Genomic DNA, 26,147 nt, shown 5'->3' with positions numbered 1-26,147 from the left:
GCGCTGGCTGATCGTCGTTCCTGCGGAATGCGCCCTGGGTACGGTTTCGGTGTCGACTCGGCGAACGGAGATGCCAGCATGTCCGGTGGCACTGACGAACACATCGGCGCGCGTATTGCCGACTACCGGAAGCTGCGCCAGCTCACCCAGATCGGACTGGCTCAGCGCGCTTTTGTCTCCAGGGGCACGATCGCGAAGGTCGAGGCCGGACTCAGCCCAGCGACACCCGCCATGGTGGCGGCGGTGGCTCGCGCGCTGGAAGTCGATGTGGCGGTGCTCAATGGACAGCCGTATCTGTCAGAGATGCAGCAGGACAAGCTCGATCACATGATCGCGCCGCTCTCCGCGGCGCTCTGCCACCCCGGCGTCCACAGCTTCGCCTATCGCGACCCCGAAGCCGAGGCGATCATCGGCAGCCCCGAACACGATCAACTGTTCTCTCCTCATACCGGAGAGAACGAGCCGGTTGCTCTCCTGGCATGGGTGCCCGCACCCCACAGCTGGCAGCGATCCCGCCTTGCTGCTACTCGCAGCCGCAGGACTGCCGGATCACCAGCCCCGAAGGGAACTGCTTCACCCGCTCCCGCCGTGACCCCGTCAGCCGCAGGCTCTCATCCAGCACCAGGTCCACCGCCGCGCGGGCCATGGCCGGTCGGTCGGAGGAGACCGTGGTCAGGGGCGGGTCGGTGAGATGGGCTTCCTTCACATCGTCGAAGCCGGCCACCGCCAACTCCCGGGGCACATCGATCCGTAGCTCACGGGCCGCCCGGAGCACCCCGATGGCCTGGTCATCGGTCGAGCAGAAGATCGCGGGCGGCCGATCCGGGCCGGCCAGCAGTCTCAACGCGACACGGTAGGCGTCGTAGCGGTTGAACGGCGCCTCGAACAGGCGCCCTTCGACCGATCGGCCGGACTCCAGCATCGCCCGTCGCCAGCCCTCGACATGGTCGTTGACCGGGTCGCCCACCGAGGGCAGGGCCTCGGGCCCGCCGAGGCAGGCCACATAGGCGTACCCGTGCTCCAGTAGGTGCCGGGTCGCCATCTGGGCGCCCCCGATGTCGTCGGTCACGACGGCGACATCGTCCATCGCCTCGGGACGGTCGTGCAGCAACACCACGCGGGCTTCCCAGGCTTCGATCTCGGCCGCGGCCTTCTCGGTGAGGCCTTGGCTCACCAGGATCAGCCCCGAGACCCGCATGCCCAGGAAGGCCCGCAGATAGTGGACCTCGCGCTCATGGCGGTAGTCGGAGTTACCGACCAGCACCATTTTCCCGCGCTCGGCCGCCGCCTGCTCCACCGCGTGTGCCAGCTCCGCGAAGAAGGGCTGCCGGGCATCGGGGACGATCATGCCTATCAGGTCGGTTCGCCGCGAGGCCATGGCCTGGGCGACCCGGTCGGGTCGATACCCCAACTCCTTGATCGCCGCGAGGACGCGCTCTCTGGTGGCCGGTGCGACCGGCCGGGGTCCGTTGTTGATGACATAGCTCACGACGGCGGTTGAAGTCCCCGCCAGTCGTGCCACGTCGTCCCTCGTCACCTTGGCCACGAGCGGAGTCTACGCGCGGTGTCCTACCTCCGGGCGGGCCGTACGTATGCGGCTTCGGCTCCGGAGGCTTCCTCCGTACGAGTGACGACAGAAGCAGCGGCTTCTTCGGCCGCCCGCTCCACTTTTTCCGGTGCAACGAAGCGATAGCCGACATTACGTACGGTTCCGATCAGGGACTCATGTTCCGGGCCGAGCTTGGCGCGCAGCCGCCGTACATGGACGTCGACGGTGCGGGTGCCGCCGAAGTAGTCGTAGCCCCAGACCTCCTGGAGGAGCTGGGCACGGGTGAAGACCCGGCCCGGGTGCTGTGCCAGATACTTCAGCAGCTCGAACTCCTTGAAGGTCAGATCGAGCACCCGCCCCTTGAGCTTGGCGCTGTAGGTGGCCTCGTCGACCGAGAGATCGCCGTTGCGGATCTCCATCGGGGAGTCGTCGGTGGTGATCTGCTGGCGGCCCATCGCGAGCCGCAGCCGGGCTTCGACCTCCGCGGGACCCGCGGTGTCCAGGAGTACGTCGTCGATGCCCCAGTCCGCGGTGACGGCCGCGAGCCCGCCTTCGGTGACGACGAGGATCAGGGGGCAACCGGGCCCGGTGGAGCGCAGCAACTGACACAGGGATCGCACCTGCGGCAGGTCGCGGCGGCCGTCGATGAGGATCACATCGGCGCCGGGGGTGTTGAGGAGGGCGGAGCCCTCTGCCGGGGCCACGCGCACGTTGTGCAGCAGCAGCCCGAGCGCGGGGAGCACCTCCGCCGATGGCTGGAGGGCGTTGGTCAGGAGAAGCAGTGAACTCATCGAGTTTCACCTGCCGGGGTCGTCGTTGTGTGATGGTGCACGGTTCGCTCGCCCATAACGTCGGTTCCTCCTCGGTCCCTGCGAGGACGTTCTGCGGCCCTGCTGCTTCCATATTGCGCGTTCTGTACGTTTTGCTCTTGGTGCTGCGGCTGGCGATCACTACTGCCGATCACCAGTGACTCCTTGTGTTCATCTGCCTGTAACAACGGCGAGAAAACACAAAAGGACCCGGGGGCTGCATCGCCCGGGTCTCTTCCCAGCACAATAGCCCACATGACTTCCGAGCCAGAGGGCCGATTTCACTCTGTGGATGTTCCCCAGATCACTTACGGCCCTCGGCGCCGCTTCCTTCGTACCTCTGACGGGGTACAGATCGAAGCGTTTTACCAACCCTGTACGCGGAGTGTGAGCGATATCGCGGTCGTCGTCGCTCACGGTTTCACCGGTTCGATTCACCGTCCGGCGCTCCGACGTGCGGCTGATGTGCTTGCCCAGCACGCGAACGTGGTCGCCTTCTCCTTTCGAGGACACGGCCATTCGGGTGGCCGCTCCACCATCGGTGACCGCGAGGTGCTGGATCTCGCGGCGGCTGTCGAGTGGGCACGGACCTTCGGCCACTCCCGGGTGGTGACCGTCGGCTTCTCCATGGGCGGCTCGGTGGTCCTGCGGCACGCCGCCTTGTACGGCCCCGGCCGCGGGGAGCGCCCCGAAGCCGGGACGGACGCGGTGGTCGCGATCAGCGCCCCGGCCCGCTGGTACTACCGGGGTACGGCTCCGATGCGCCGGTTGAACTGGGTGGTCAGCCGCCCGGTCGGTCGGCTGGTCAGCCGCTACGGGCTGGGCACCCGTATCCACCGGTCCGGCACCGCCTGGGACCCGGTGCCGCTCTCCCCGGTTGAGGCCGTACCGCTGATCGCGCCGACCCCGCTGCTGATCGTGCACGGCGACCGCGATCCGTACTTCCCGCTGGATCACCCCCGCACGCTGGCGGCGGCCGGCGAGGCGGAGCTCTGGCTTGAGGCGGGCATGGGCCATGCCGAGAACGCGGCCGACGAAGGCCTTCTCGGTCGGATCGCCCACTGGCTGGCCCAGGAGTAGCCGGGCGGATGGACGATGATGGATGCCGACGAGAGGAGTGGCATATGGCGGCGGTCACGATCCGCTACTGGGCCGCGGCGAAGGCGGCCGCCGGGATCGCGGAGGAGCCCTGTACGGCGCTCACGCTCGCCGAGGCCCTGGCCGGAGTCCGGCAGCGGCACCCGGGGGAGCTGACGCGGGTGCTCAGCCGGTCGTCGTTCCTCGTGGACGGTGCGCCCGTGGGGACCCGTGACCATGAGACCGTACGGCTTGCCGAGGGCGGCACGGTCGAGGTGCTCCCGCCGTTCGCAGGAGGGTGAACCCCACAGCATGAGCAGCGATCAGCAGTACCCCTACCCGCCACAACCCGGCCAGCAGGGGCAGCCGTACGACCCCTACGCGGACTCCTACCAAGGTCAGGCGCAGCCGGGTCAGCAGGACGGCCAGCAGACCCCGTACGGCGACCAGGCCCACCAACCGCAGCCGCAGCCGTACCAGCAGCCGGGGCCCTACACCCCCCAGCAGCCAGCGCCGCAGCCGTTCCAGCAGCAACAGCAACAGCAGCAGCAGCAGTCGCCGTATGGGCAGCCCTACGCTCAGGCCGCACCAGGACACCAGGACCCCTCCGCCCAGACCTGGGAGGGCGAGACCTGGGACACGACCTACCAACCCGCGGTGCCGCCCCACACCGCGCCGGCCGCGCCGTCGCCCGCGGCCGCCGAGACGGCGTACATGCCCCCGGTGCGTGATCACCAGCCCGGCCCGGCGCCCGCGGAGACCGCCTATCTGCCGCCCGTGCGCGACACCCGTCAGGCCACCCCCCACGGCCCTGGTTCCCCGCTGCCGCCCGAGGCCCGCCCTACCGCTCCGCGCCCGCCGGGTGGGCACGCGGCCCCCGCGCCCGCGGCGGCGCAGGGAAGTCCCGGGGAGGGCTACAGCACTCCGACCACCGCTGGGAACACCCGGATCACCGATGCCCAGCGCGCCAGGGCCGAAGGGCGCTCACCGATCATCGCGCCCGGAATCCAGCCGGCCGCGCTGACCGCCGGGCTCGGTCTGCTCCTCGCGGTCGGTGCGGCTCTCGGTTCCTACGCGATGCTGCTGCCGCTGGTGCTGCTCCAGGCGGTCACCGCGGCCGGCTGGTTCCGGCTGAACGGCATGTGGCCCGCGCGCCAGGGCATCGCGCTGGCTTTCGCGGGCGGGCTCGCCGCCGATGGCGTACTGCTGTGGGCCGGTCGGGAGAACGCCCCGGCCGCGATCCTCGGCACCCTCGGAGTGTGGGTGCTGCTCACCCTCGTACTCCAACTCCGCAGCCACGCGGGCGCGGACGAGCGGATGTACGGGCTGATGGCGACCGTGGCATCGGCGGCGCTGGCGATCCTCGCCGCCGGCTACTTCGCCGCGTCCGATGACGCGGTGACGGTCGGCGCCATCGCGGTAGCGGTCGCCACCGTGGTCAGGGCGCTACCGCTGCCGGGGCCGGCCTCCATCGTGGTGTCGCTGCTCGCCGCCGCGGGCGCGGGCGCCGTGGTGGGGGGCATGACCGACCTGGGGTCGGGGGGCGCTCTGCTGGGAGTGGTCGCCGGTGTGATGGCGTTGGTCGGCCTACGGGTGGCCAGCTATGACTACCCGTCGCGGTTCGTTCACTTCACCGCCGGGGTGGCGCTTCCCCTGACGGCGGCGGCACCGGCCGTCTATCTGATCGGCCGGGTCTTGGCCTAGACCTGCCACGCGGTGATCAGGAACCAAAGCCAGTGCCCATACGTCGTTCGCTGATGACAAGGCGTCGTCCGGACTCAGCCAATTCCCTCGGGCGTCACGCGGAAGGGCACACCAAGGTGGGGGACACCGGGCAATGCGCGCAGTGCGAATACTTCTGATCATCTCCGTCATACTCGGCGGCATCTTCATCGCCGCGGATCGGTTGGCGGTCAACTTCGCCGAATCCGAGGCGGCGGAGAAGGTCAGAACCTCCCAGGGGCTGCGTTCGACTCCGGAGGTGTCCATCAAGGGCTTTCCCTTTCTGACCCAGGTCGCGGCCAAGGAGCTCGACGAGGTCGGCATCAGCCTCTCGGGCATCACGGCGGTCGCCGGCGGCCGTACCGTCAATGTCACCGAGGTCAGGGCCGCACTCGTCGATGTGAGGATCGACAGCAACTACTCGTCCGCCGTCGCCGCCAGCGCCAAGGGTTCCGCCCGGATCTCCTACGCGGATCTCAGCCTGGCCGCGCCCAAGGGAGCCCAGGTCAGCTATGCCGGCGCCGAACGGGCGGCAAAGGGCCAGGTCAAGGTCTCAGGACCGCTCCTCGAAGTGCTGGAAGGCGCGGGAATCGGGGTGCCGAGCACTTTTGAGGACCTGTTGAAGGGGCGCACGGTCACCGCCTACAGCGTGGTCGAGTTGGGGAGCGACAACGCGGTCAAGCTCAAGGCCGACTCGCTGCCGAAGCTGCCGGTGCCGGGCTTTGACGACGAGGTGCGCCGGGCCCTCGACTACGACCTGAAGATCGAAGGAATGCCCGCAGGGCTGAAGCTCGATCGGGCGGAGACCACGGAGGACGGACTGAAGTTCTCCGGCACGGGCACCAATGTCTCCCTGGTGGGCTGACGGCTCCGGCCCTGTCCGGTGTCTCGTCGATCCTCGACCGTGACGCCGGGTGGCGGCGAGGAGTGACCGCCACCGGCGGGTGCACGGGTGGCAGCCGCGCTTGCCGAGCCGCTCCCGACTCGCCTCTCTCACGACCGACCGCTCTCCGGTGGCTGTTCTTCTGCTGTCGTTCTTCAGCGGTCGTTCTTCGGTGTCCGGGTGGCTCGGTTCTGAACCGAGCGTTCTGTACAGGTGTTCGTTCTGTACAGAACGAACACCGGTCGTCCGAAACCGTTTCCCGCCGGTACACGGGCCCGAGCCGGAGCAAGGTCGAATCCGTCGTACGGGAGCCGCAGCGGCCACGGGGAGCGCACGTGACCCATGGACCGCGCGGTCCGTTGACCCCCTGGGGACCTGAGTCCATGAGCTCTCCCGGCGCCCCAGCGCGGGGGCCGGCAGCGGTTATCGCCCGCCACGCCCCAATCGATCCCCATCCATGGGCATATTCCGTATGGTGAGACGGCTGTGTCCGCTGAGCAGGAAGTGGGCAGGTGCAGGCCGCCCCGAGGTCGGTCGGGGTCGTCTGGATTCAAAAATAGTCTTACATAGTGGATGATCGCGTCTCAATATTCGACACGCCGGTGACATGGCGCCCGGATCGTCCCTACGATCGGACCCATGAAGCGACAGGCGGACCTTACGAAGCGGCGGGCAGTAGACCTGTGCCGCGTCGCCGCCATGCTCTGTCGCGCCATCTGAGCGGGAGCCTCGCTCCCGTATCCCCGGCCCTTCGACCTCTGCTCAGGGCCGCCCCGTGCGGTACGCCCGCCTCCCCGCGTTTTGCGCGTATCCGCACTCCACTTGATCTTCATCGCAGAACCCGCCGCACACTGCCCCGGAGGAGAAAAGCATGAGCCGCAGCGACGTCCTGGTAGACGCAGACTGGGTCGAGGCCCACATTGACGACCCGCAGGTCGCCATTGTCGAGGTCGACGAGGACACCTCGGCCTACGAGAAGAACCACATCAAGAACGCGATCCGGATCGACTGGACCAAGGACCTCCAGGACCCGGTTCGCCGCGACTTCATCGACCAGGAGGGCTTCGAGAAGCTCCTCTCCGCCAAGGGCATCGGGAACGACACCACCGTCGTCCTCTACGGCGGCAACAACAACTGGTTCGCGTCCTACGCCTACTGGTACTTCAAGCTCTACGGCCACGACAGCGTCAAGCTGCTCGACGGTGGCCGCAAGAAGTGGGAGCTCGACTCCCGTGACCTGGTGGATGGCGCGCAGGTGCCCTCTCGTGCGGCCACCGAGTACAAGGCCAAGCCGCAGAACACCGCGATCCGTGCCTTCCGCGATGACGCCGTCGCCGCGATCGGCACCCAGAACCTGGTCGACGTGCGGTCGCCCGATGAGTTCAGCGGCAAGCTGCTCGCCCCCGCGCACCTCCCGCAGGAGCAGTCCCAGCGCCCCGGCCACATCCCCACGGCCCGCAACATCCCGTGGTCGAAGAACGCCAACGACGACGGCACCTTCAAGTCGGACGACGACCTGAAGGCCCTGTACGAGAACGAGCAGGTGGACCTCTCGAAGGACACCGTCGCCTACTGCCGCATCGGTGAGCGCTCCGCCCTGACCTGGTTTGTGCTGCACGAGCTGCTCGGTGTCGAGAACGTCAAGAACTACGACGGCTCGTGGACCGAGTACGGCTCCCTCGTCGGTGTGCCGATCGAGCTCGGCGCCAACAAGTAAATCCCGACTTCCCGACTTCCGGACCTTTTGGAGAGCTGTATGTGTGGAGCGAAGGCGGGCGGCCCCGACGCCTCGACGATCAAGCCTGGTGAGACCACGATCCAGGGCCAGGTGACCCGCGACGGCGAGCCCGTCACCGGTTATGTCCGCCTGCTGGACTCGACGGGCGAGTTCACCGCTGAGGTTCCGACCTCCGCGACCGGACAGTTCCGTTTCTACGCGGCCGAGGGCACCTGGACCGTACGCGCCCTGGTGCCTGGCGGTACCGCTGACCGTACGGTCGTGGCACAGACGGGCGGCCTCGCCGAGGTCGCGATCGCGGTCTGAACGACCGCGGTCGAGACGCTCGCCGTCTCAGCGCGGTCTGAGGGCCGCGCCGCTTGACCGGCCGAAGGGCCGCACCCCCGGGGGTTGGACGCCACTGGGATTGGGGTGCGGCCCTTCGGTCGTGCCCGCGGAGGGAGCAGGCCGCCGTAGCCGCGGTGGCCCGTTCCCTCTCTTCCACGGGACGCCAGGTGCCCTCGGCCCGCGTCACGGCCGTACCCTGGAGACATGTACGCACGGCGTCGGCGTGCCTATTTCCTGCTGATGGGCGGATGCCTCGTTCTCTTCGTGTCCGCCTGGGCATTCGTACGGCTGTGGTCGGTACCGGCCGCGGTCGCCATGTGTGTGGTCGCCATGGTCATTCCGCCGGTCGCCGCGATCATCGCCAACCGGCGCGGCCCCGACGACCGCTGGTGGGACGATCCCAGCGGAGACCCGGAGTCCGATGACTGGTGGGACGAGTTGGACGGCAAGAAGCGTCGTTGACCCCAGGCGCCCAGGGGTGGGTGACGTCCCGTCAGTAGACGAGGGCCTGGACGTCCTCCGCCATGACCTCGCTGACGAATACCTGTGCTCCAGCGATCCGTACGCCGTCCAGCACGTCCTTCTCGGTGATGTCCCGACGGGCGGCGCACTGTGTGCAGAGAGTGATCGTTCCGGCCGCCTGGATGGCCGCGATCAGGTCAGGCAGCGGCGCGGCATGCGGAAGTTCGAATTCCGCGGCTCGGTCAGGTAGCGCGAACCACGCGGACTCCCCGGTCAGCCAGAGCGACACCTCAACACCACTTGCCACGGCCACGGCCGCCACGGTGAACGCCTGTGAACAGCGTTCGGGCGCATCCGCGCCGGAGGTCACCTTGATCACGAGCTTCTTGGCCATGCCCGAACTGTAATGCGCCACGCCAGGGGCTCAGCGCGCACCACCCGTACAACCCATCGGAACGGCTGAGCCCACGGGAGCCACCGCGTTCAGTGCCCACCCCGCCGACCTCAGCCCCGACTCCACCGACGCCTTCGCCGAGCCCGCCAACCCGGCTGGCCGCGCCGAGCCGGCCGATCCCGTACAAGGACGGTCCCGTACGAGCTGCGGGGTGCTCCCGTGCCGCGTTGGACGACCTCACACCACTGCCCGGGCCCCAACCCATTAGGCTGGGCCCGGGCTGGTTCTCGTCGGTCCACCGCTCACCACAGCTCATATCGAGTCACCGCGAGGAGCACACCGTGCTTGAGATTTTCTTCGAAGCCCTCCTGGTCCTGGTCTGCGTCGGCGTCGGCGCCTTCGCATGGCTGACCGTGAAGAAGCTCTACCAGGGCCAGCGCTAGTCCCCTCGCGCTCCCACCGCCTGCCAGCCGCACCGCACCCCTACAGATCGCCAGAGCCCTCATGATCGAGATTCCGTCCGACCTGAACCCGGACCTCGTCCCCCTCGCTTTCCTCCTCGGCACCTGGGAGGGCGTGGGAGTCTCCGACTTCCCCGGCGCTGAGAAGTGCAACTTCGGCCAATCCGTCACCTTCAGCCATGACGGTCGCGACTTCGTCGAGTACACCTCGCGCTCCTGGGTGCTCGACGCCGAGGGCAACAAGGTCCGGCCCCTGGAGAGCGAGCACGGCTACTGGCGCGTCGACAAGGACCGCAAGGTCGAGATCGTCATGGTCCGCGACCAGGGCATCGTCGAGATCTGGTACGGGGAGCTGGGCCAGCAGAAGCCGCAGATCGACCTGGTGACCGACGCCGTCGCCCGTACCGCCGCCTCCGGGCCCTACAGCGGTGGCAAGCGGCTCTACGGCTATGTGAAGGGCGATCTGATGTGGGTGGGCGAGAAGGCCACCCCCGATGTGCCGCTGCGGCCGTATATGTCCGCGCATCTGAAGAAGATCGTCACCCCGGAGCAGGTCGAGTCCTGGGCCAAGGACCTCGGCGACCTCCCGGACGACGGAATCGCGTTCTTCAAGTAGGGATCAACCGCAGGGCGGGCCCTCGCGGAGGGCCTCCCCGCGCCGGGCCCTCCCTTGGACAGGACTTCGCCGCCGCATCCCCCTGGGGCCTTTGCTTCCCCTGCCTACACTGGGGGTGTGGTGAGCACCGACTGGAAGAGCGATCTGCGGCAGCGCGGCTACCGCCTGACCCCGCAGCGACAGCTTGTCCTCGAAGCCGTCGACACCCTGGAACACGCGACCCCCGACGACATCCTCTGCGAGGTGCGCAAGACCGCGTCGGGAGTGAACATCTCCACCGTCTACCGGACGCTGGAACTGCTGGAGGAGCTGGGCCTGGTCTCCCACGCCCATCTGGGCCATGGCGCTCCGACCTACCATCTCGCCGATCGCCATCACCATATGCACCTGGTCTGCCGGGACTGCACCAGCGTGATCGAGGCGGATATCGAGGTCGCCGCCGAGTTCACGGCCAAGCTGCGGGAGACCTTCGGGTTCGATACGGATATGAAGCACTTCGCGATCTTCGGCCGTTGCCAGAAGTGCACCGCTCAGTCTTCAACTACCGAGTCGTAGGCTTGCCTCTATGAAGAGCCCATTGCTGTCCCTTCCCGGTGCCGTCCCCGCTGAAGGAGTCGATGAAGGAGTCGCCGCGCACTACGGCGATCTCTTCCGTGAACAGCGTGCCCTCGCGGACGGCAAGGGCCTGGTCGACCTCTCGCACCGCGGAGTACTCACCGTCACCGGGGACGACCGGCTGGCGTGGCTGCATCTGCTGGTGACCCAGCACCTGACCGAGCTCCGCCCCGGCCAGGCCACCGAGGCGCTGGTCCTCTCCGCCAACGGCCACATCGAGCACGCCCTCTATCTCGTCGACACCGGTGACACCCTCTGGGCCCATGTCGAACCGGGCAGTCAGCAGGAGCTGATCGCCTATCTGGACTCGATGAAGTTCTTCTACCGGGTCGAGGTCGCCGACCGTACCGATGACATCGCCATCGTCCATCTGCCCGCTGGTTCCATCGCCGAGGTCCCCGACGGTGTCGCCGTACGGGAGGTCCCCTACGGCCGTGACCTCTTTCTGCCCCGGGTCGATCTGGAGTCCTACGCGACCACGAACGGCCCGCTCGCCGGGACGCTGGCCCATGAGGCACTGCGCGTCGAAGGCCATCGCCCACGGGTCGGCTTTGAGACCGACCACCGCACCATCCCGCATGAGCTGGGGCTGATCGGCAGCGCGGTCCATCTCCAGAAGGGCTGCTATCGGGGCCAGGAGACCGTGGCGCGCGTGGAGAACCTGGGTAAACCGCCGCGCCGGCTGGTCTTTCTCCACCTGGACGGCAGCGACGTACATCTGCCGACGCCGGGCACCGCGGTGCGGCTCGCGTCGGACAGCGGCGAGGACGGCCGCAAGCTCGGCTTCATCACCACATCCGTCCGCCACCACGAGTTGGGCCCGATCGCCCTCGCCCTGGTGAAGCGGAACGTGCCGGTGGACGCCCAACTGATGGCGGGCGACACGGCAGCCGCCCAGGAGACCGTCGTGGAGCCCTAGGGCCTCTCGGTTGGACCGTGCCGGGCCCAGGGTCCACCCCGGCGTACCGCCAGTACGTCCGGACCCCTGTTCCGTGCCGTCCGCGTCCATCCATGCCCAGCGCCTCCGACCGTCGAGGCCGCGGTGGCTGGTGCCGGGGGTACCGGTCGGCGTGATCTGCCGGGCGGGCCCGCACGGTTTTCAGGAGTAGGCGGCCGGGCGGGACCGCACGGCTGTATCGAGCGGCCCGAGCGGGCCGATCGGCCCGAGCGCTATATGTCCAGCAGGACCGTGAACGGGCCCTGGTTGGTGAGCGACACCCGCATGTCCGCGCCGAACCGGCCCGTCTCCACCCGTGCGCCCAGCTTCCTCAACTGCGCCACCACCTCGTCCACCAGCGGTTGGGCCACCGGCCCCGGTGCCGCGGCGTTCCAGGTGGGGCGGCGGCCCTTGCGGGCGTCCCCGTAGAGAGTGAACTGCGAAATCACCAACAAGGGCGCATTCGCATCGGAGCAGGACCTTTCATCTGCCAGAATCCTCAGTGACCAGAGCTTGCGGGCCAGTTGCGCCGCCTTCTCCGGGGTGTCCTCATGGGTGACCCCCACCAGCACACACAACCCCTCACCGATGATCTCGCCCACCGTCTCGGTCCCGGACCCAGCTGCCACGACGACGCTCGCGCCGTCCACTCTCTGCACCACCGCACGCATACAGACCAACCTATCTGGGGCTGAACGGGTGCAGAGCACCTGCGTCAGACGGTAGCGGAATGGCACGATGCACTCAGAGGCGGTGCTTCCCCTCAGCCCTGTGCCCGGGGGAGAGCGCAACCCCCAACCCCCGGCCCCGCGACCGGGGGAGCCCCACCCTCGGCCTTTCTGGTCGAGGGAGGCACCACCTTCGGCCCTCCGGGCCTGGGGACATCCCATGCACCGGTCGAGGAGACGGAATACGCATATGAATACACCTGGCACCGGACAGCCCGCCGGTCCCGTATCGATTGCCACCTCTCCACTGACGATGGCAACGGCCCGGCCCGCCCTTCCGCCCCAACAGCGCGCCATCGCCACCACATCGCGCACCGAGCCCTCCCGTACGGAGAACCCGCGCCCGGCCCCCGCCCGCCCCGATGAATCGGACGAACCCGTCCAGAAGGCCCCCTCCGCGGACGGCCTCCAAACGAACGCCGCACCCCTGGAAGCCTCCCGCCCGGAAGTCTCACCCGTGGACGGCTGCCGACCGAATGTGCTGTCCGCGCCCGTTCGCCATGACCTCCCCACGCTGCGGCTGCCCGAACTGCGCACCCTGCGCCGGGACTCCCAGCGGGACGAGGCCGATCTGAGCTATGTACGACGGCTGCTCCAGGGGCGGATCGATATCCTCCGGGCCGAACTGGCCCGCCGCAGCGAACCCGAGACGCCCATCGACCCCGAGGCCCCGGTCGTGGATCGGCTCTCCGAGATCCTTGCCGACGCCCCTTCCCGCCACCGCACCTCGGCCCGCCATGTGACGCTTTCCACACCCCATGGCGAGGAGTACCGACGGCTCGCGTCCGACATGCTCGCCGATGTGGAGCTGTCCGACCTCGAAGCCCGTACGGACGACGAGCTACGGGCGGGCCTCGGTCAGCTCACCCGCTATGAGCAGCAGGTTTCCCAGCGCCGACAGCTGCTCCAGCGCACCGCGGACGAATGCAGTGCGGAGATCGCCCGCAGGTACCGTGACGGTGAAGCGCAAGTAGACGACCTGCTGACCTGAAGCGATCCTTCGGGAGGCGGGCCACCGCCCCGGAGGGCCGACGATGAGCATCACTCCTGCCGTACCCCCTGTGCTCGCCGAAGTCGTACGGTCCGGATTCACCGAGGGCCGTCACCGTGGCTCCCTGGTCGTCCTCGCACCCGACGGTGAAGTGGAGCTCGCGCTCGGCGATCCCCTGACACCGGTGTTCCCGCGGTCCAGCAGCAAGCCGTTCCAGGCCGTGGCCGTGCTGCGCGCCGGACTCGATCTGACGGGCGAGCGATTGGCCCTGGCCGCCGCGAGCCACTCCGGTGAGGACTTCCACCTCGCTCTCGTCCGCCGGATGCTCACCGAGCACGGCATCGCGGTCGATGAGCTGCGCACCCCGCCCGATCTGCCACTGGACCCGGTCGAGGCCGAGAGCTATCTCGCGGCAGGGCGGGTGCGGGAGCGGATCACCATGAACTGTTCCGGCAAGCACGCGGCGATGTTGGCGGCCTGTGCGACCCAGGGCTGGGACCGTGCGACCTATCTCGACCCGGCGCATCCGCTCCAGCTGCTGGTGGGCGAGGTGGTGGAGGACCTCTCGGGCGAGCGGATCGCCGCCACCGGGACGGACGGCTGCGGCGCCCCGCTGATGGCGATCAGCCTGGTCGGGCTGGCGCGGGCCTTCAGCTCGCTGGTACGGGCCGAGCCGGGGTCGGCCGAGCGGCGGGTCGCCGACGCGATGCGGGAGCACCCCGAGTACGTGGCGGGTACCCGTCGCGCCGACACCTGGCTGATGCGCGAGGTGCCGGGCACACTGGCCAAGATGGGCGCGGAGGCGGTCCAGGCGGTGGCGCTCGGGGACGGGCGCGCCCTTGCCTTCAAGATCGATGACGGTGGCCCCCGGGCGCTGGGGCCGGTGCTGGCACAGGCCCTGGCACTGATGGGCGTAGATGCTCCGGTTCTGGCTCGAATCGGTCGATCACCGCTGCTCGGAGGCGGTGTGGAGGTCGGAGAAATTCGCGCGACTTTCTGAGCCGGCTGCGCCTAGCGTGGTCGGTATGACCCTAGAGACCCGTGCGGTGAAGGAGTCCGAGTTCCCTGACTGGCTACGGGCCGTGGCCACCGGATTCCTCCGCCCGCCGACCCCTTCCGACGAGGAGGTCGAGGCCCGCCGACCGGGGGTGGAGCTGGCCCGCACGCTCGGCGCCTTCGACGGCGGCCGCTGTGTGGCGACGTACCGTACGTTCCCCCAACGACTCACCGTGGTCGGCGGCGCCACCGTCGCATCGAACGCCCTCACCAATGTCACGGTCTCCCCGACCCATCGTCGGCGCGGTCTGCTCAGTACGTTGATCACCGCGGATCTGGCGGTGGCGAAGGAGCGCGGCGATGTGGTGTCGTCGTTGATCGCGGCCGAGTATCCGATCTACGGGCGGTACGGCTTCGGTCCGGCCGCCTGGATGACCGAGTGGGAGATCGATGTCCCGCGCGCCGCTCTCGATCGTCGTTGGTCGGGTCCGACCGACGGCGGACGGATCGATCTGGTGGATGTCCAGGACGTCCGCAAGCTCGGCCCGGAAGTGCACGCCTGCCTCGCGGCGAGCCAGCCGGGCACCGTGAGCCGCACGGAGCGCTGGTGGCAGCTGAACACCGGCCAGCTGAGGGTGCCGAGCCAGCCCTGGACGGAGCCCTTCTACGCGGTGTACCGCTCGGCGACCGGTGGGGTGGAAGGGCTGCTCGCCTACCAGTCCGACGACAACTGGGGCGATGCCAAGCAGCCGCTGAACACCGCCCAGGTCCGCGAGATGATCGCGCTGACGCCCGCTGCCGAACGGGCCCTGTGGACCTATGTCTGCTCGATCGACTGGGTCGCCAAGGTGCGCTCGGGCTACCGGGCCCCCGATGATGTGCTGCCCCTGCTGCTGCCCGATCCCCGGGCGGCCAGGGTGCTGACCCAGGCGGACTTCCTCTGGGTACGGATCCTCGATGTGGCGCGAGCTCTGGAGGCACGCACTTATGGCACCACCGGGACACTGGTGCTGGAACTCCACGATGGGCTGGGCCTGTCGGCCGGACGCTTCCGCCTTGAGGTGACACCCCAGGGCGCCGAGTGCGCCACGACGACCGCGACACCGGATCTCACCCTCGATGTCAGGGAGTTGGGTGCGATGTATCTGGGCGATGAGTCGGCGGTGCGGTTGAAGGCGCTGGGGGCCCTGGAGGAGAACAGGGCGGGGGCGGTGCTGGATGCGGAGCGGATGTTCAGCACACCGACGCGGCCCTGGTGCCCGGACATCTTCTGAGCACTCCATCGGTCGCCCTGCCGTCTTCCCCCGATGACTTCGCTGAGGCGCCCGCTCGGTGGCGGTGCGGAGATCGCGGCGTGCGGCCGTGACGGTTGCGGGCGCCCGGGGTTGGTCGGCGCGTGTCGGTGCCGGCCGACCCCGGGCGTTCCGTTCTCCGGGGTCGTGACCGGCTCCGCAGCGCTGGGGTGTTGGTCGCGTTCGCGGTCCCAGCCGGTGTACCCAGGGGCGGGTCAGCTGCCGGAGGAGACAAGCGGAGCTGCCAGGAGCAACCCTCCGATGCCCGCACAGGTGGGGTTCTCGGCCTTCACTCCCACCATGAACAGGGCGAATCCAACGGCGGCCACAAAGCCGAACCGCACCTGCACATACTGCTCGATAAACAGGGTGATCAGGGGCACGGCGTCCCTCCTCATGGTCGTCGTCCCCGGGTCGCGGCGAGCGGAGTCGAGCAGGCGGCGAGGCACGGGGATGGGGCAGCGGGTCGGGGAGAGGCAGGTCATGCGGAACGAGCCGCAGAGAGCACCCGTACGACGCTGGACGGGAAGCCGAAGGCGCTGAGATAGCGCATAGGGTTGGCCAACTAACAACCAACTTCAATAAAGTTGTCCCCACTTGGCTGCGATCGTTAAACAACTTGCAGATATCTCGCCCTAGATGGCCAGAAGTTATAACGTTCTGTTGTGAACTCTGCGGACGGACAGCAAGCGACGAGCGGCCCGCACAAGCCCTCACCCACCGAGGTGGCCGAGATCCTCACCGGGCGCATTCGCGCCGGACACCTCCAGCACGGTCAGCGGATGCCGACCCAGGAGCAGTTGGCCGAGGAGTTCGGCGTGGAACGCCGGGCGATCCGGCAGGCGTTGGATCTGCTGCGGCAGGAGGGGCTGCTCAGTGCCGCGATCAAGGGCGCCCCGGCAAGAATCACCCAGCCGGTCGTGGGCAGCGCCTCCACCGATGAGCCACAGCCGACCGACGCCGGGCTGGGACCGCGGATCCTGTCCGCGTTCCGCGAGCCCCATGTCCGCGTCGACGCCGTGTCGCTGACCGCGGAATCGCTCAACCTCGCCATCGCCGAACCGCTGCGGTTGATGCGTACCGGACAGTTGACGCCCGAGACCGTGAAGGTCCGGCTGATGCTGCCGTCCCGGGACCTGGCGCTCGCCTTCCCGCGCCCCGCGGAGGACTCCGGGGACAGCCGGCTCGTGCATGAGCACTGGCTGTCGCTGCGCAACAGCCATGGCCGGGTGCTGCGCTCCAGCCTGCGGGCGCTGCGCACCACCCGGGACATCGATGTGGAGGTGACGCTGCGGGTGCTGCCCTTCACCCCGCCCATGAAGTTGTACCTGTTGAACGAGTGCACCGCTCTCTTCGCCTTCTACACCGTCACCAAGCGCAGGGAGCAGATCGAGGACACCTCGACCGAGATCTACGACGCTCTGGGCAGCGAGTCGGTCCTCTTCCCCTTCGAGGGCGGCGGCGGGACTCGGGACGAGGCCTTTGTGACGCAGTCCCAGGCGTGGTTCGACGGTCTGTGGGGCACGCTGGCCAAGGAGATCACCCTCGGTTGACCCCATCGGTCCGATGGAGTGGCTACCCACCGCGCCCCCCTTCGGGGGCCGTTGCGGGCAGTATGGAAGGGACCGCACCGGGAGACCGGCCCTGCCCGCCTCGACGGACGGAGCGAAGTGACTGGCTCGCCCTCAGCCGCTGCAACCGACCTCTTCGCCGCTGCCAAATGCGTCCTCTTCGACTTCGACGGGCCGATCTGCCGTCTCTTTGCCCACCATCCGGCCCCGGTGGTCGCCGCGGGCCTGAGGGACTGGGTGGAGCGTCGGGTCCCGGGCGGGGTGCCGGTGGAACAAGGCGATGAGGGTGACCCGCTCGCCCTGTTGCGAGCCGTGGCCGACCGGCATCCGGATGGCCCTCTCGTCCAGGAGCTGGAGCGGCGGCTGACCGAACAGGAACTGCGGGCCGCACTGACCGCGCAGCCCACCGAGGGTGCGAACGCGCTGATACGGGGGCTCCACGAGGCCGGCTTCCGGCTTGCCGTCACCACCAACAACGCGCCGGACGCGGCCCGCCGGTATCTCGCTCGGGTGGGACTCTCGGAGTACTTCGGCGGGCATGTGCACGGCCGGGTCCCGCGGGGGCCGCAGTTGATGAAGCCCGATCCGCACTGTCTGCGCAGCGCCCTCGCCACCACGGGGTCCACTTCCCAGGAGTCGTTGATGATCGGAGACTCGGTGGCCGACGGCGAGGCCGCGGCACGGCTGGGGGTGTCCTTCCTCGGATACGCCCGTGATGAGGCCAGACGGGAACGGCTCCACCGCGCGGGGGCGGTGGTGGTCGTCTCCTCGATGGTGGAGCTACTGCCGCTGCTCGACGGGCTGGAACCTGGCCTGCCATGGGACGGTCAACCAAGTTCGACCAACTCTCTTTGAGTTGGCCGGCGTGGGGCATGCCGGGAGATCTCCTCCCGGAGCGGGTGTTCTGGTGCGCGCCATATCCGAGGAAACGGCCTCCGCGGCGGAGTCGGAAGGGTAGCTTCCTCTCACATCACTTTTCGGTCACTGGCTTATCGGTGACACCAGGAGAACCACAGGCATCAGAGGCATCAGGGTTGGGAGAGACGCCAGTCCTATCGGCGGATCAGTCCTATCGGCGGGTCCGACGAGTCGGCGGGCGCCCGGGTGGACCCGCCGTGAGGGAAGTCAGCGGTACGAGCAGGACGGCCGTAGCGTGAGCAGTGCGGCAACCCCAACCAGGCCATAGGCACCGAGCACGGGCACCAGCATGCAAGAGCACCAGAGGCAGTAGCGATGACAGATGAGACGGCTTCAGCAGCTCATCGACAGGCCGTCGAGCTGAGCAACGGCGATGGTGAGGTCTTCGGCCCGCTCAAGGGCTACCACCATGAGACCTACGCCTTCTCGCTGCCCGAGGGCAACCCGCTCTGCGCGCGGTACAAGCGCGGCAAACTACGCGCGCCCCGGCTGGGAGTGTTCTGGTACGACCGACGGTGCTTCGCCTCCGAGGACCGTCTGCTGACCGCGCTCCAGGGACGGATCTCCCGGATTCCGGACACCGTTGAAGTGGCCGAGAACATCTTCCTCCAGGGCTTTGTCGAAGGGGCGCCGCCGAGCGTCGGAGCGCTACCCGGCCGCCCCTTGATAGCGCGGCAGGAGCGGCAACTCATGCAGCTCTTCCAGGAGTTGGTGACCGTGAAGGCCAGTGAACTCGACGGTGTGCCGCGCACCTGTGAGCCTGCCCGCCCCTGTGCGGACAGCGATGACTCCACGGCGTTCCTCCAACGGATGATCGACTTCACCGAGGACCACGTCTACCGGGACGGACTCGACGAATACGGCGAGATCTTCGACCGATTGGGCGTCCGCGGGGTGTCTCTTGAAGCCCTCAGAGCGCCCGTGCGCCCTTTTACCGCGCGTCCGTTCACCCTGGTTCACGGCGATCTCCACCGGCGCAACTTCATCGTCGACACCATGGGCGATCTCTGGACCATCGACTGGGAACTCGCGATGATCGGCGACCCGCTCTATGAACTGGCCACCCATCTGCATCTGATGCGCTACTCACGGCGGGACGCACAGCGCATCGGGGGCCTGTGGGCGCGGGCGGTGGAGAGCATGCTCCCGGGCAGTGCGCGTGGTTGGGAGCGGGATCTGCCCCATCTGCTGGCCTACAAGCGCACCCAGTCGGTCTTCACCGATGTCATCCGTACGGCAAGGGCGCTGGGCGCCGGCACCGATCCGCACTGGACCGGGCTGCCGGCCGCGGCCTGGAAGGTTCGGCGCGCCTTGGTGGCAGCCCGGCGGCCGCTGAGGCTGCGGGAAGTGCCGAACCTTCCGCAGGTGATGGCCGTGTACACGGATTGGCTTAGGGCCCGGGGAGGTTGAGCGAGGACTCCCGGGGCCGGGCTCCGGGGTCCCATTCACCGGGGCCCGGTGAGTCATCGCCGCTCACGGCGATGAAGCCGACCGTGTCGAGACCGCTGGGACCCGGCCCCCACCAGGCCGTGGGAACCGCCTTCCGGGCATCTGAGGGACCCCGCTTCTGGATGGCTACGTGGGTGGCGTTCATCGGGTCCGCACCTTGAAGAGCGCACCCGACAGTCCCACTGCCACCAGCAGAATTCCCGCGCACCAGGTCAACGCGGTCCAGGGAGCCGTGCCGACCGGTTCGTCGAGCAGGAGACCGCGCAGGGACTCGATCAGCGAGGTCACCGGCTGATGGTCGGCAAAGCCATGCAGCCAGGTGGGCATGGTGTCGATGGGAACGAAGGCACTGCTGGGATAGGGCAGGAACGTCATGAAGAAGGTGAAGCCACCCGCGGCCTCCGGGGTACGGGCCAGCAGTCCGAAGGCCGCCGAGAGCCAGGAGATCGCCACCAGGAACGCGATCAACAGGCCTGCCGCGGCCAGCCAACCGCTGACCGTGGCCGAGGGCTGGAACCCGATCAGCAGCCCCACGGTGAGTACCAGGACGGTGGAGGCGAGATTGCGCAGGGTGCTGGCGGCGACATGCCCGGCCAGTATCGAGGTCCCACCCACGTCGAGGGAGCGGAAGCGGTCGATGATTCCGCCCTTCATGTCCTCGCTCACCCCCATCGCGGTGGTCGCCCCGCCGAAGGACGCGCAGAGGATCAGGATGCCGGGCACCACATAGGTCACATAGTCGGTGCCGGTCTCGATCGCTCCACCGAAGAGGTAGACGAAGACCAGCATCAACATCACCGGCAGCACCATGGAGGAGATGAGCGCGTCGAGATTGCGTCCGCTGATGCGGATGCTGCGGCCGGCCATGGTGGTCGCATGGCCCAGGCCGCCCAGTACGTCAGACATGCTGAGGCTCCTTTCCCGTCAGGGTGAGGAAGACGTCGTCGAGCGTTGCTTGATGGACCGAGAAGCGCAGAAGGTCACAACGGTCCGGGTCCGCTTCGTCCAGCAACGCGCGGACCCCAGCGGCCGATCCGTCCGTGGGAAGGCCGATGGTGAGAGTCTCCGGGATGTGGTGGAGTCGGCGCGATGTGTTTTCCGTGCGCTGCACGATCCGCAGATACGCCGATGGGTCGACCGCCGTGAGATCGAGCCGATGCCCGGAGACCCGAGCCTTCAACTCATCCGCCGTGCCTTGGGCGACCAGCCTTCCGTTGTCCACGAGACCGATGCGGTTCGCGAGCCGGTCGGCCTCCTCCAGATACTGCGTGGTCAGAAAGATCGTGGAGCCGCTTCTCGCCAGCTCCCGCACCAACTGCCACAACTCCATTCTGCTGCGCGGGTCCAGGCCGGTCGTCGGCTCGTCGAGGAAGACGACCTCCGGATCGCCGACGAGGCCCGAGGCGAGGTCGAGCCGGCGCCGCATACCTCCTGAGTAGGTTTCGGTTCTGCGGTGGGCGGCGTCGGTGAGGTCGAACCGTTCCAGCAGTTCGATGGCGCGGCGGCGGGCCGCCGCGCGGGACAGCCCGCGCAGCCTGCCCATCATGCGGAGGTTCTCCTCGCCCGACTGCTTCTCGTCGATGGCGACGAACTGGCCGGTCAGGCTGATGGCACGGCGTACTCGGGAGCGCTCGGCGACGATGTCGTGCCCGGCGACCCGCGCTCGGCCCGCGGTGGCGCGGGTGAGGGTGGTGAGGATGCGGACGGTGGTGGTCTTGCCCGCCCCGTTGGGTCCGAGCAGGGCGAAGACTGCGCCGCGTTCGACCTGGAGGTGGAGGGCGTCGAGGACGGTGAGTTCGCCGTACGCCTTGGTGAGGCCGTCGGCTTCGATGGCGAGTGTCTGCGGGGTCGATGTCATGGCTCCCTTACTGCGTATGGCATACGCTCTATTGCGTAAGGCTTACGCATTACTAGGATGGGAGTCAAGAGGGAAGGCCCCAACCGATATGAGGCGGCGGCGATGACGCACAGCGGGGATGACGCACAGACGGGCCTGCCCGCCAGCCTGGAGGCGGCGTGGGGCCTGCGTGAACGTCCCGCGAAAGGCCCCAGGCCCGGCCTGAGCCTTGATCGGATCGTCGATGCGGCGGTCGCGCTCGCGGCGGCGGAGGGGCTGGGCGCGGTGTCGATGGGGCGTGTCGCCAAGGAGTTGGGCGTCGCCACGATGTCGCTGTACCGGTATGTGGCCGCCAAGGACGAGCTCTATGTCCTCATGCTGGATGCGGCGGTCGGCCCGCCCCCGCCGGCTCCCGCGCCGGAGGCGGGGTGGCGGCAGGCGCTGGCGGGGTGGGCGCGGGCGCATCGGGGGGCACTGCGCCGCAACAGCTGGGTGCTGCGCATTCCCATCTCCGGCCCGCCCGCGACCCCCAACTCGGTGGCCTGGTGGGAGCAGGGCCTTTGCGCACTCGAAGGGACCAAGCTGGACGAGGGCGCGAAGATCTCGGTGATCCTGCTGGTCAGCGGCTTTGTCCGCAATGAGGTGCTGCTGCTGACGGAGATCGGCGAGGCCGTCGCATCCAGTGGGACGGGGCCGGAGGAGGTCATGCGCCGCTATGAGCGCACCCTGAAGCGGCTGGCGGACCCCGCGCGCTATCCGGCGGTGGCGCGGATGCTCAGTGCTGGGGTCTTCACCGGCGCGGATGAACCGGACTTCGACTTCGAGTTCGGGCTGGGGACGGTCCTGGACGGAGTGGACGTACTGATCGCCAGGAGGAGCGGGGAACGCGGGGGCTGAGCGGGGCGGGTTGGGTCCCAGGCCAGAGCGGTGACAGCGGCAAGGGGCAGCAGGTGGCCGCCCGTGTCTCCACGGACGGCCACCCCGGTGATCCGGGTTGCTTGAGGGGCGGCCCCGGCCGGCTGAAGTCGGATGCTGCGCGATCCGCGACGCGCTGGAGAAGCGCTACTAGGCCGGTGCGGCCAGCCGGGACGGGGTTGCCGGGGCTTCCCTCGTACCGGAGGTCTCCAGGTACCCGCGACCGACGGTCTCCGGGACCAGGCTCCACCACCAGGTGATGACGGGGATGTCGAGCGGCTGATCGCTGCTGTCCGTCGGGACGTCACTGAAGGTCGTCGGGAGGTCGGCGGGGTCTTCCGGGGTCGTGTAGCGGTGGGAGCTGATGCCCCAATCCTGTGCGCCTCGGATGAAGTGGGTGATGCTGGCCAGATATCGGTGCAACTGCGGGCTGGCGTGTGCTGTGAGGTGCTGGTGGAGCCTCATGTAGAGGCACATCACCCGGTCGCGTTGGGCCACCGCGGTGGTCAACGCCTCATCGGGACTGAGCTGGTGGTGGTGCTCCAGTACGCGCAGCACATTGAGCCAGTAGCCACGAGACCGGCTCTCCTTGTGGTGGGAGAGGATGTCGTTGTCCCAGGTGATGATGAAGGATGCCATTTCGGCTGCGGCGCGCGTGGCGGGGTGGTCCCTCTCATGCGGCTGGAGTTCATAGCCGTGGGCGATCTCCAGCAAGGGGAGCACGACGGTGGTGGCACCGTCGTAGAGCCGCATCAGGGTGTAGTCGTTGAGATCGGGGACGGTTCCGGCCCGGCGGTGATCCGCCTCCCAGGTGACGGAGAAGAAGTACTCGCGCAGGGCGTCTATCCAGCGCGCGGCCTGTCCATGGGTGCCGTGGCGGGAGATACGGGCACGCAGGTCGCGCAGCCCGGTGGCGAGTGGATCGGTGGCCAGTAGCGCTGTGTCGGGGTTCTGGGCGACCCGTAGCAAGCGGTGGAGCACGGCCGTCAGGTCACCTGGCCGGTGGCCGAGATCACTCTCCTCGCAGTAGCCGTCGTCGACGCCGAAGAGCCAGAGAACGAAGTCCGCCAGGATGCTGACGACCTCTTCTTGGCCGTCGGGAAGGATCATGGCCGAGAAGGTGCCTATGTCATGGCGTACGAGCCGCGCACGGAGCTCCGGATTGCCGATGCTGAACGCCTCGGCCCAGGCGGCTGTCTGGGCGTCAATTGCCGCATGGCGGGGATGGATGGCTGGGGGTATTGGCGAGAAGATCGGCGGAACGGTCAGTTCTGGCCCCACCTTCGGCCACCTCTCTGCAAGTGTGATGTGCGTGTCACCCATTGCTGGTGCGTCGAGTGACACCACGCGACTGATCAACTACGGCGCATAGTACTCACTGGTCAGGGGGTCTCCAATGGGGCCTTCACGCCACGCCTGACAGTCTGTACGCGACCGCTATTCGCTCCGGCGTGTATCGGCGACGGGGAATTGCGCCGTTGGTGCGCCCCATGTTTGCGCCGCTGGCGCCCGAAGATGCCCTGATGGCGGGCTGCTGGCCGCGCTGGCTCGAATGCGACACGCCGGGGGCGTCTACTGGCCACCTCGGTGGGCTGACGGATGGTCAAGCGAGCCAGGGAAGAGATGTGCGCCACACCTTCGCTAGGGCCAGGGAAGGCCTACATAGCTAGCGAAAGGGGTAAATCCCCCACTGGAGGGAGTGATTGTCGGGCCTCAGGCTCGGCGTGTCGCCCTATTCGGACGGGTCTATCCGATCTGGATCTGGCCGAAATAATAAGGTCTCATTGTCCGGATGTCATGGTATTGAGTCGCTGTGCCCCATTGGGTCGTTGGGGGGTCAATCCAGCCAGATGAGCATTCCATTGCCATCGAGAGCCGCCGCTTGGAAGAACGAGACCAGGGCCGTGAAGTGTTCGCGTACGTACTCCAGGGATTCGCCCCGCTCCCAGAGCACCCGGGGATAGACGTCGGCGCGGGCCAACTCCTGTGCGGTGACCCCCGCGATGAGTTCTTCCCCCGTCAGTTCGGCGAGGGCTGCGGCGGCCACCTCGACCTGCGGCGGGGTGAGGTAGCGAGGTGGCCCGTACCCCCAGTCGTCCGCTCCGGGGACCGACTCCTCGCCCCGGGTGATGTCCACGGGGAAGTCCCTGCGGCGGAGCAGGAACCCCAGGGCGTCCCAGGCCGTGTCGATGTCGAGGGAGCGGGACTGTGCCGGCTCGCTCCTCCCCGTCTCATCCGCCTCGTCGCTCAGCTCCTCCTCGATCAGCTCATCAATGAAGTCCGATGCCCATTCCGGGTCCTTGACGGCCCGTTCGAGTTCGGCGGCGGTCACACGTACATACTCGGCGATCATGCTCATGCTCAAATGCTAAGGCGGGCCACTGACAGCGGGCGAGGGCGCCGAGCCCAAGGGTGTGCGCCGAACTCCAGCCGCGCTCCTCGGCTTTGACCGCCGCGTAGATAACGATCGTCAACCCTGGGGTGATGAGGGCGGCTCCGATGGCGTCCGCACCGGCCTTGAGGCCGAGCCCGCGGTCGGTGGGGAGCGCGCCTACGGCGAAGGCGAGGGCAGCGATACCGATGGGCCGATTGATGAAGAAGACCCAGTGCCAGTCGAGGGCGTCGGTGAGTATGCCGCCGGCCACTTGAGCGAGGGAAGCGCCGACCGCACCGGTGGAGCTGAAGGCGGCGATGGCTTTGGCGCGTTCCCCGGGCTCGGTGAGGAGGGTGACCAGGATCCCCGGACTGGCAGCGGACGCCATGGCGCTTCCCGCGCCTTGGAGGAAGCGGGCGGCGATGAGCACCGAGGGTGTGGTGGCGGCGCCCGCGATGAGCGATGCCACGGTGAACACCGCGGTTCCGCCGAGGAGCATCCCCTTGCGGCCGGGCAGGTCGCCGAGTCGTCCGGCGAGCAGCGGCAGACTTTCGAACGCGATCAGACAGGCGTTGACGACCCAGCTGAGACCGGCGGGGGAGAAGCCCGGATCGTCCTGGATGGCGGGCATGGCCACGGTCACGATGCTGCCGTCGAGGATCGTCATCCGCATCCCCGTGGCGAGGACGGCGAGGGCTGACCGGCGCCGATGCGGGTCTGCCCGCTGCCGCGGCAGCCCCCTGCCCCGGGTGGGCGGCTGCCGCGCTGGCGGAGGTCCGGATTCTCTCCGGTGGATGTAGATGGGGCTCACCCTGACTGGACCCCGGGTAGGGGGCCGGGTGCGGGCCTCAATGGGTGCCCTCGCCGATATCGAACTGTTGCGCGTAACACTTTTGCAAGCACTTGCTTGCAATAGTTAGCAAGCATGTTGCACCATCGATCCATGGCATCACTCAACGTCGGCAATCTCGGTGAGTACCTCCGCGAGCAGCGGCGAAACGCCCAGCTCTCGCTTCGGCAGCTCGCCGATGCCGCCGGGGTGTCCAATCCATATCTGAGCCAGATCGAGCGCGGGCTGCGCAAGCCGAGCGCGGAGGTGCTTCAGCAGGTCGCCAAGGCGCTGCGGATCTCCGCGGAGACGCTGTATGTGCGGGCCGGCATCCTCGACGAGCGGAACCGGGATGAGTTGGAGACGCGCGCCGTGATCATCGCGGACCCCTCCATAACCGAGCGGCAGAAGGCCGTACTGCTCCAGATCTACGAGTCCTTCCGCAAGGAGAACGGATTCGAGACCGCCACGGGGACGGATGATCCGGATGCCCCGGGTGCGGTCGAGGACGCCGGAGTGGGTACCGGAACCCACAGGGGTACCGGAACCGGAACTGGCGAGGACACCCGCATGGACATCGACCCGGACCCCACCGCCGACGGCCCGAGCGCGGCCGACGGCCCTGGGTCCGACCGACCCTCAAGCTGATCTGCGTCC

General features: G+C 68.3%; 30 protein-coding genes and 2 pseudogenes. 20 read left to right on the top strand and 12 right to left on the bottom strand.

The annotated features are described in order from the left end of the window. Positions 1-27 precede the first annotated feature (27 nt). Positions 28-264, top strand: a pseudogene (locus NBG84_RS39435) (helix-turn-helix domain-containing protein); the annotation flags it as partial. 33 nt (positions 265-297) lie between these two features. Here NBG84_RS39435 and NBG84_RS40935 read toward each other — a convergent pair. The 3 genes from NBG84_RS40935 to NBG84_RS39425 form a co-directional block, all read right to left on the bottom strand. After that, on the bottom strand, positions 298-432 hold the full coding sequence (locus NBG84_RS40935; RefSeq protein WP_285368996.1) for a hypothetical protein: 135 nt from the start codon (positions 430-432) through the stop codon (positions 298-300). A gap of 91 nt (positions 433-523) precedes the next feature. Beyond that, positions 524-1,546, bottom strand: a complete 1,023-nt coding sequence (locus NBG84_RS39430) for a LacI family DNA-binding transcriptional regulator (RefSeq protein WP_250924551.1) — start codon at positions 1,544-1,546, stop codon at positions 524-526. A 23-nt stretch (positions 1,547-1,569) separates the two neighbouring features. Next, on the bottom strand, positions 1,570-2,340 hold the full coding sequence (locus tag NBG84_RS39425) for a response regulator transcription factor (RefSeq protein ID WP_250924550.1): 771 nt from the start codon (positions 2,338-2,340) through the stop codon (positions 1,570-1,572). 273 nt (positions 2,341-2,613) lie between these two features. On the opposite strand from NBG84_RS39425, the gene NBG84_RS39420 reads away from it, so the two are divergent. The 8 genes from NBG84_RS39420 (at position 2,614) to NBG84_RS39390 (ending at position 8,567) form a co-directional block, all read left to right on the top strand. Next, positions 2,614-3,438, top strand: coding sequence for an alpha/beta hydrolase (locus tag NBG84_RS39420; RefSeq protein WP_250924549.1), 825 nt, complete (start codon positions 2,614-2,616; stop codon positions 3,436-3,438). 44 nt (positions 3,439-3,482) lie between these two features. Further along, a complete protein-coding gene (locus NBG84_RS39415; RefSeq protein WP_250924586.1) occupies positions 3,483-3,737 on the top strand; it encodes a MoaD/ThiS family protein in 255 nt (84 codons plus the stop codon). A 10-nt stretch (positions 3,738-3,747) separates the two neighbouring features. After that, entirely contained in the window at positions 3,748-5,139 is a 1,392-nt protein-coding gene (locus NBG84_RS39410; protein WP_250924548.1) for a hypothetical protein, read from the top strand. Positions 5,140-5,272: 133 nt separating this feature from the next. Further along, positions 5,273-6,022, top strand: a complete 750-nt coding sequence (locus tag NBG84_RS39405) for an LmeA family phospholipid-binding protein (protein WP_250924547.1) — start codon at positions 5,273-5,275, stop codon at positions 6,020-6,022. A 657-nt stretch (positions 6,023-6,679) separates the two neighbouring features. Next, on the top strand, positions 6,680-6,760 hold the full coding sequence (locus tag NBG84_RS41765; RefSeq protein ID WP_352103060.1) for a putative leader peptide: 81 nt from the start codon (positions 6,680-6,682) through the stop codon (positions 6,758-6,760). A gap of 151 nt (positions 6,761-6,911) precedes the next feature. Continuing rightward, positions 6,912-7,757 (top strand): sulfurtransferase, encoded by an 846-nt coding sequence (locus tag NBG84_RS39400; RefSeq protein WP_250924546.1) that lies wholly within the window; start codon positions 6,912-6,914, stop codon positions 7,755-7,757. Between the two features lie 39 nt (positions 7,758-7,796). After that, positions 7,797-8,084 (top strand): DUF1416 domain-containing protein, encoded by a 288-nt coding sequence (locus NBG84_RS39395; RefSeq protein WP_054232391.1) that lies wholly within the window; start codon positions 7,797-7,799, stop codon positions 8,082-8,084. A 225-nt stretch (positions 8,085-8,309) separates the two neighbouring features. Continuing rightward, positions 8,310-8,567, top strand: a complete 258-nt coding sequence (locus NBG84_RS39390) for a DUF3099 domain-containing protein (protein ID WP_250924545.1) — start codon at positions 8,310-8,312, stop codon at positions 8,565-8,567. Between the two features lie 31 nt (positions 8,568-8,598). Here NBG84_RS39390 and NBG84_RS39385 read toward each other — a convergent pair whose 3' ends face one another. Continuing rightward, on the bottom strand, positions 8,599-8,961 hold the full coding sequence (locus tag NBG84_RS39385; RefSeq protein WP_250924544.1) for a DsrE family protein: 363 nt from the start codon (positions 8,959-8,961) through the stop codon (positions 8,599-8,601). Positions 8,962-9,465: 504 nt separating this feature from the next. On the opposite strand from NBG84_RS39385, the gene NBG84_RS39380 reads away from it, so the two are divergent. From NBG84_RS39380 to ygfZ, 3 genes are all read left to right on the top strand, one after another. Then, on the top strand, positions 9,466-10,038 hold the full coding sequence (locus NBG84_RS39380) for a heme-binding beta-barrel domain-containing protein (protein WP_250924543.1): 573 nt from the start codon (positions 9,466-9,468) through the stop codon (positions 10,036-10,038). A gap of 117 nt (positions 10,039-10,155) precedes the next feature. Then, a complete protein-coding gene (locus NBG84_RS39375) occupies positions 10,156-10,593 on the top strand; it encodes a Fur family transcriptional regulator (RefSeq protein ID WP_250924542.1) in 438 nt (145 codons plus the stop codon). A 10-nt stretch (positions 10,594-10,603) separates the two neighbouring features. Next, a complete protein-coding gene (gene ygfZ / locus NBG84_RS39370; RefSeq protein WP_250924541.1) occupies positions 10,604-11,572 on the top strand; it encodes a CAF17-like 4Fe-4S cluster assembly/insertion protein YgfZ in 969 nt (322 codons plus the stop codon). A gap of 251 nt (positions 11,573-11,823) precedes the next feature. On the opposite strand, the gene dtd is transcribed toward ygfZ, so the two are convergent. Further along, positions 11,824-12,261: a D-aminoacyl-tRNA deacylase gene (dtd, locus tag NBG84_RS39365; RefSeq protein ID WP_250924540.1), complete on the bottom strand. Its 438-nt coding sequence runs from the start codon at positions 12,259-12,261 to the stop codon at positions 11,824-11,826. 535 nt (positions 12,262-12,796) lie between these two features. On the opposite strand from dtd, the gene NBG84_RS39360 reads away from it, so the two are divergent. From NBG84_RS39360 to NBG84_RS39350, 3 genes are read left to right on the top strand one after another with little or no spacing between them, the layout of a single operon-like run. Next, positions 12,797-13,309, top strand: a complete 513-nt coding sequence (locus NBG84_RS39360; protein ID WP_308312163.1) for an RsiG family protein — start codon at positions 12,797-12,799, stop codon at positions 13,307-13,309. 43 nt (positions 13,310-13,352) lie between these two features. Further along, positions 13,353-14,309 carry an asparaginase gene (locus NBG84_RS39355; RefSeq protein ID WP_250924539.1) on the top strand — a complete coding sequence of 319 codons (957 nt, stop codon included), beginning with the start codon at positions 13,353-13,355 and terminating at the stop codon, positions 14,307-14,309. Between the two features lie 25 nt (positions 14,310-14,334). Continuing rightward, a complete protein-coding gene (locus tag NBG84_RS39350) occupies positions 14,335-15,579 on the top strand; it encodes a GNAT family N-acetyltransferase (protein WP_250924538.1) in 1,245 nt (414 codons plus the stop codon). 233 nt (positions 15,580-15,812) lie between these two features. On the opposite strand, the gene NBG84_RS39345 is transcribed toward NBG84_RS39350, so the two are convergent. Further along, entirely contained in the window at positions 15,813-15,980 is a 168-nt protein-coding gene (locus tag NBG84_RS39345) for a hypothetical protein (RefSeq protein ID WP_250924537.1), read from the bottom strand. 282 nt (positions 15,981-16,262) lie between these two features. Between NBG84_RS39345 and NBG84_RS39340 the strand changes: the two genes are divergently transcribed. The 3 genes from NBG84_RS39340 (at position 16,263) to NBG84_RS39330 (ending at position 19,496) form a co-directional block, all read left to right on the top strand. Further along, complete coding sequence (locus tag NBG84_RS39340; protein ID WP_250924536.1) at positions 16,263-17,150, top strand: GntR family transcriptional regulator; 888 nt, start codon at positions 16,263-16,265, stop codon at positions 17,148-17,150. 117 nt (positions 17,151-17,267) lie between these two features. After that, complete coding sequence (locus NBG84_RS39335) at positions 17,268-18,023, top strand: HAD family hydrolase (protein ID WP_250924535.1); 756 nt, start codon at positions 17,268-17,270, stop codon at positions 18,021-18,023. A 378-nt stretch (positions 18,024-18,401) separates the two neighbouring features. Further along, entirely contained in the window at positions 18,402-19,496 is a 1,095-nt protein-coding gene (locus NBG84_RS39330; protein ID WP_250924534.1) for a phosphotransferase, read from the top strand. Here the strand turns inward: NBG84_RS39330 and NBG84_RS39325 are convergent. Genes NBG84_RS39325 through NBG84_RS39315 form a run of 3 tightly spaced genes read right to left on the bottom strand, consistent with a single transcriptional unit; the run spans position 19,477 to position 21,393 of the window. Beyond that, positions 19,477-19,680, bottom strand: coding sequence for a hypothetical protein (locus NBG84_RS39325; RefSeq protein WP_250924533.1), 204 nt, complete (start codon positions 19,678-19,680; stop codon positions 19,477-19,479). The two genes, NBG84_RS39330 and NBG84_RS39325, sit on opposite strands and share 20 nt — an antisense overlap. Beyond that, a complete protein-coding gene (locus tag NBG84_RS39320) occupies positions 19,677-20,441 on the bottom strand; it encodes an ABC transporter permease (protein WP_250924532.1) in 765 nt (254 codons plus the stop codon). Before NBG84_RS39320 ends, NBG84_RS39325 begins: the two co-directional genes overlap by 4 nt. Continuing rightward, positions 20,434-21,393 carry an ATP-binding cassette domain-containing protein gene (locus tag NBG84_RS39315; RefSeq protein WP_250924531.1) on the bottom strand — a complete coding sequence of 320 codons (960 nt, stop codon included), beginning with the start codon at positions 21,391-21,393 and terminating at the stop codon, positions 20,434-20,436. Before NBG84_RS39315 ends, NBG84_RS39320 begins: the two co-directional genes overlap by 8 nt. A gap of 102 nt (positions 21,394-21,495) precedes the next feature. On the opposite strand from NBG84_RS39315, the gene NBG84_RS39310 reads away from it, so the two are divergent. Continuing rightward, a complete protein-coding gene (locus NBG84_RS39310; RefSeq protein WP_250924584.1) occupies positions 21,496-22,269 on the top strand; it encodes a TetR/AcrR family transcriptional regulator in 774 nt (257 codons plus the stop codon). A 168-nt stretch (positions 22,270-22,437) separates the two neighbouring features. Here the strand turns inward: NBG84_RS39310 and NBG84_RS39305 are convergent, their stop codons facing one another. The 3 genes and pseudogenes from NBG84_RS39305 to NBG84_RS39295 form a co-directional block, all read right to left on the bottom strand. Beyond that, positions 22,438-23,568: a selina-4(15),7(11)-diene synthase gene (locus NBG84_RS39305; protein WP_250924530.1), complete on the bottom strand. Its 1,131-nt coding sequence runs from the start codon at positions 23,566-23,568 to the stop codon at positions 22,438-22,440. A 556-nt stretch (positions 23,569-24,124) separates the two neighbouring features. Continuing rightward, entirely contained in the window at positions 24,125-24,646 is a 522-nt protein-coding gene (locus tag NBG84_RS39300; protein WP_250924529.1) for a YfbM family protein, read from the bottom strand. A 31-nt stretch (positions 24,647-24,677) separates the two neighbouring features. Continuing rightward, positions 24,678-25,334, bottom strand: a pseudogene (locus NBG84_RS39295) (MFS transporter); the annotation flags it as partial. A 270-nt stretch (positions 25,335-25,604) separates the two neighbouring features. Here NBG84_RS39295 and NBG84_RS39290 point away from each other — a divergent pair. Continuing rightward, positions 25,605-26,138, top strand: coding sequence for a helix-turn-helix domain-containing protein (locus NBG84_RS39290; RefSeq protein ID WP_250924528.1), 534 nt, complete (start codon positions 25,605-25,607; stop codon positions 26,136-26,138). Positions 26,139-26,147: the final 9 nt, after the last annotated feature.

It is taken from the genome of Streptomyces albipurpureus, from assembly GCF_023701525.1.
Lineage (GTDB): Bacteria > Actinomycetota > Actinomycetes > Streptomycetales > Streptomycetaceae > Streptomyces > Streptomyces albipurpureus.
This window is presented reverse-complemented; position numbering and strand designations above follow the sequence as displayed.

Bases quoted from the DNA above. Each gene is read 5' to 3' on its own strand.
- NBG84_RS41765 (WP_352103060.1), top strand. From the start codon at position 6,680: ATGAAGCGACAGGCGGACCTTACGAAGCGGCGGGCAGTAGACCTGTGC.
- NBG84_RS39400 (WP_250924546.1), top strand. From the start codon at position 6,912: ATGAGCCGCAGCGACGTCCTGGTAGACGCAGACTGGGTCGAGGCCCAC.
- NBG84_RS39325 (WP_250924533.1), bottom strand. From the start codon at position 19,680: ATGAACGCCACCCACGTAGCCATCCAGAAGCGGGGTCCCTCAGATGCC.
- NBG84_RS39410 (WP_250924548.1), top strand. From the start codon at position 3,748: ATGAGCAGCGATCAGCAGTACCCCTACCCGCCACAACCCGGCCAGCAG.
- NBG84_RS39420 (WP_250924549.1), top strand. From the start codon at position 2,614: ATGACTTCCGAGCCAGAGGGCCGATTTCACTCTGTGGATGTTCCCCAG.
- NBG84_RS39350 (WP_250924538.1), top strand. From the start codon at position 14,335: ATGACCCTAGAGACCCGTGCGGTGAAGGAGTCCGAGTTCCCTGACTGG.
- NBG84_RS39415 (WP_250924586.1), top strand. From the start codon at position 3,483: ATGGCGGCGGTCACGATCCGCTACTGGGCCGCGGCGAAGGCGGCCGCC.
- NBG84_RS39390 (WP_250924545.1), top strand. From the start codon at position 8,310: ATGTACGCACGGCGTCGGCGTGCCTATTTCCTGCTGATGGGCGGATGC.
- NBG84_RS39315 (WP_250924531.1), bottom strand. From the start codon at position 21,393: ATGACATCGACCCCGCAGACACTCGCCATCGAAGCCGACGGCCTCACC.
- NBG84_RS39380 (WP_250924543.1), top strand. From the start codon at position 9,466: ATGATCGAGATTCCGTCCGACCTGAACCCGGACCTCGTCCCCCTCGCT.
- NBG84_RS39425 (WP_250924550.1), bottom strand. From the start codon at position 2,340: ATGAGTTCACTGCTTCTCCTGACCAACGCCCTCCAGCCATCGGCGGAG.
- NBG84_RS39330 (WP_250924534.1), top strand. From the start codon at position 18,402: ATGACAGATGAGACGGCTTCAGCAGCTCATCGACAGGCCGTCGAGCTG.
- NBG84_RS39405 (WP_250924547.1), top strand. From the start codon at position 5,273: ATGCGCGCAGTGCGAATACTTCTGATCATCTCCGTCATACTCGGCGGC.
- dtd (WP_250924540.1), bottom strand. From the start codon at position 12,261: ATGCGTGCGGTGGTGCAGAGAGTGGACGGCGCGAGCGTCGTCGTGGCA.
- NBG84_RS39355 (WP_250924539.1), top strand. From the start codon at position 13,353: ATGAGCATCACTCCTGCCGTACCCCCTGTGCTCGCCGAAGTCGTACGG.
- NBG84_RS39300 (WP_250924529.1), bottom strand. From the start codon at position 24,646: ATGAGCATGATCGCCGAGTATGTACGTGTGACCGCCGCCGAACTCGAA.
- NBG84_RS39310 (WP_250924584.1), top strand. From the start codon at position 21,496: ATGACGCACAGCGGGGATGACGCACAGACGGGCCTGCCCGCCAGCCTG.
- NBG84_RS39385 (WP_250924544.1), bottom strand. From the start codon at position 8,961: ATGGCCAAGAAGCTCGTGATCAAGGTGACCTCCGGCGCGGATGCGCCC.
- NBG84_RS39395 (WP_054232391.1), top strand. From the start codon at position 7,797: ATGTGTGGAGCGAAGGCGGGCGGCCCCGACGCCTCGACGATCAAGCCT.
- NBG84_RS39320 (WP_250924532.1), bottom strand. From the start codon at position 20,441: ATGTCTGACGTACTGGGCGGCCTGGGCCATGCGACCACCATGGCCGGC.
- NBG84_RS39290 (WP_250924528.1), top strand. From the start codon at position 25,605: ATGGCATCACTCAACGTCGGCAATCTCGGTGAGTACCTCCGCGAGCAG.
- ygfZ (WP_250924541.1), top strand. From the start codon at position 10,604: ATGAAGAGCCCATTGCTGTCCCTTCCCGGTGCCGTCCCCGCTGAAGGA.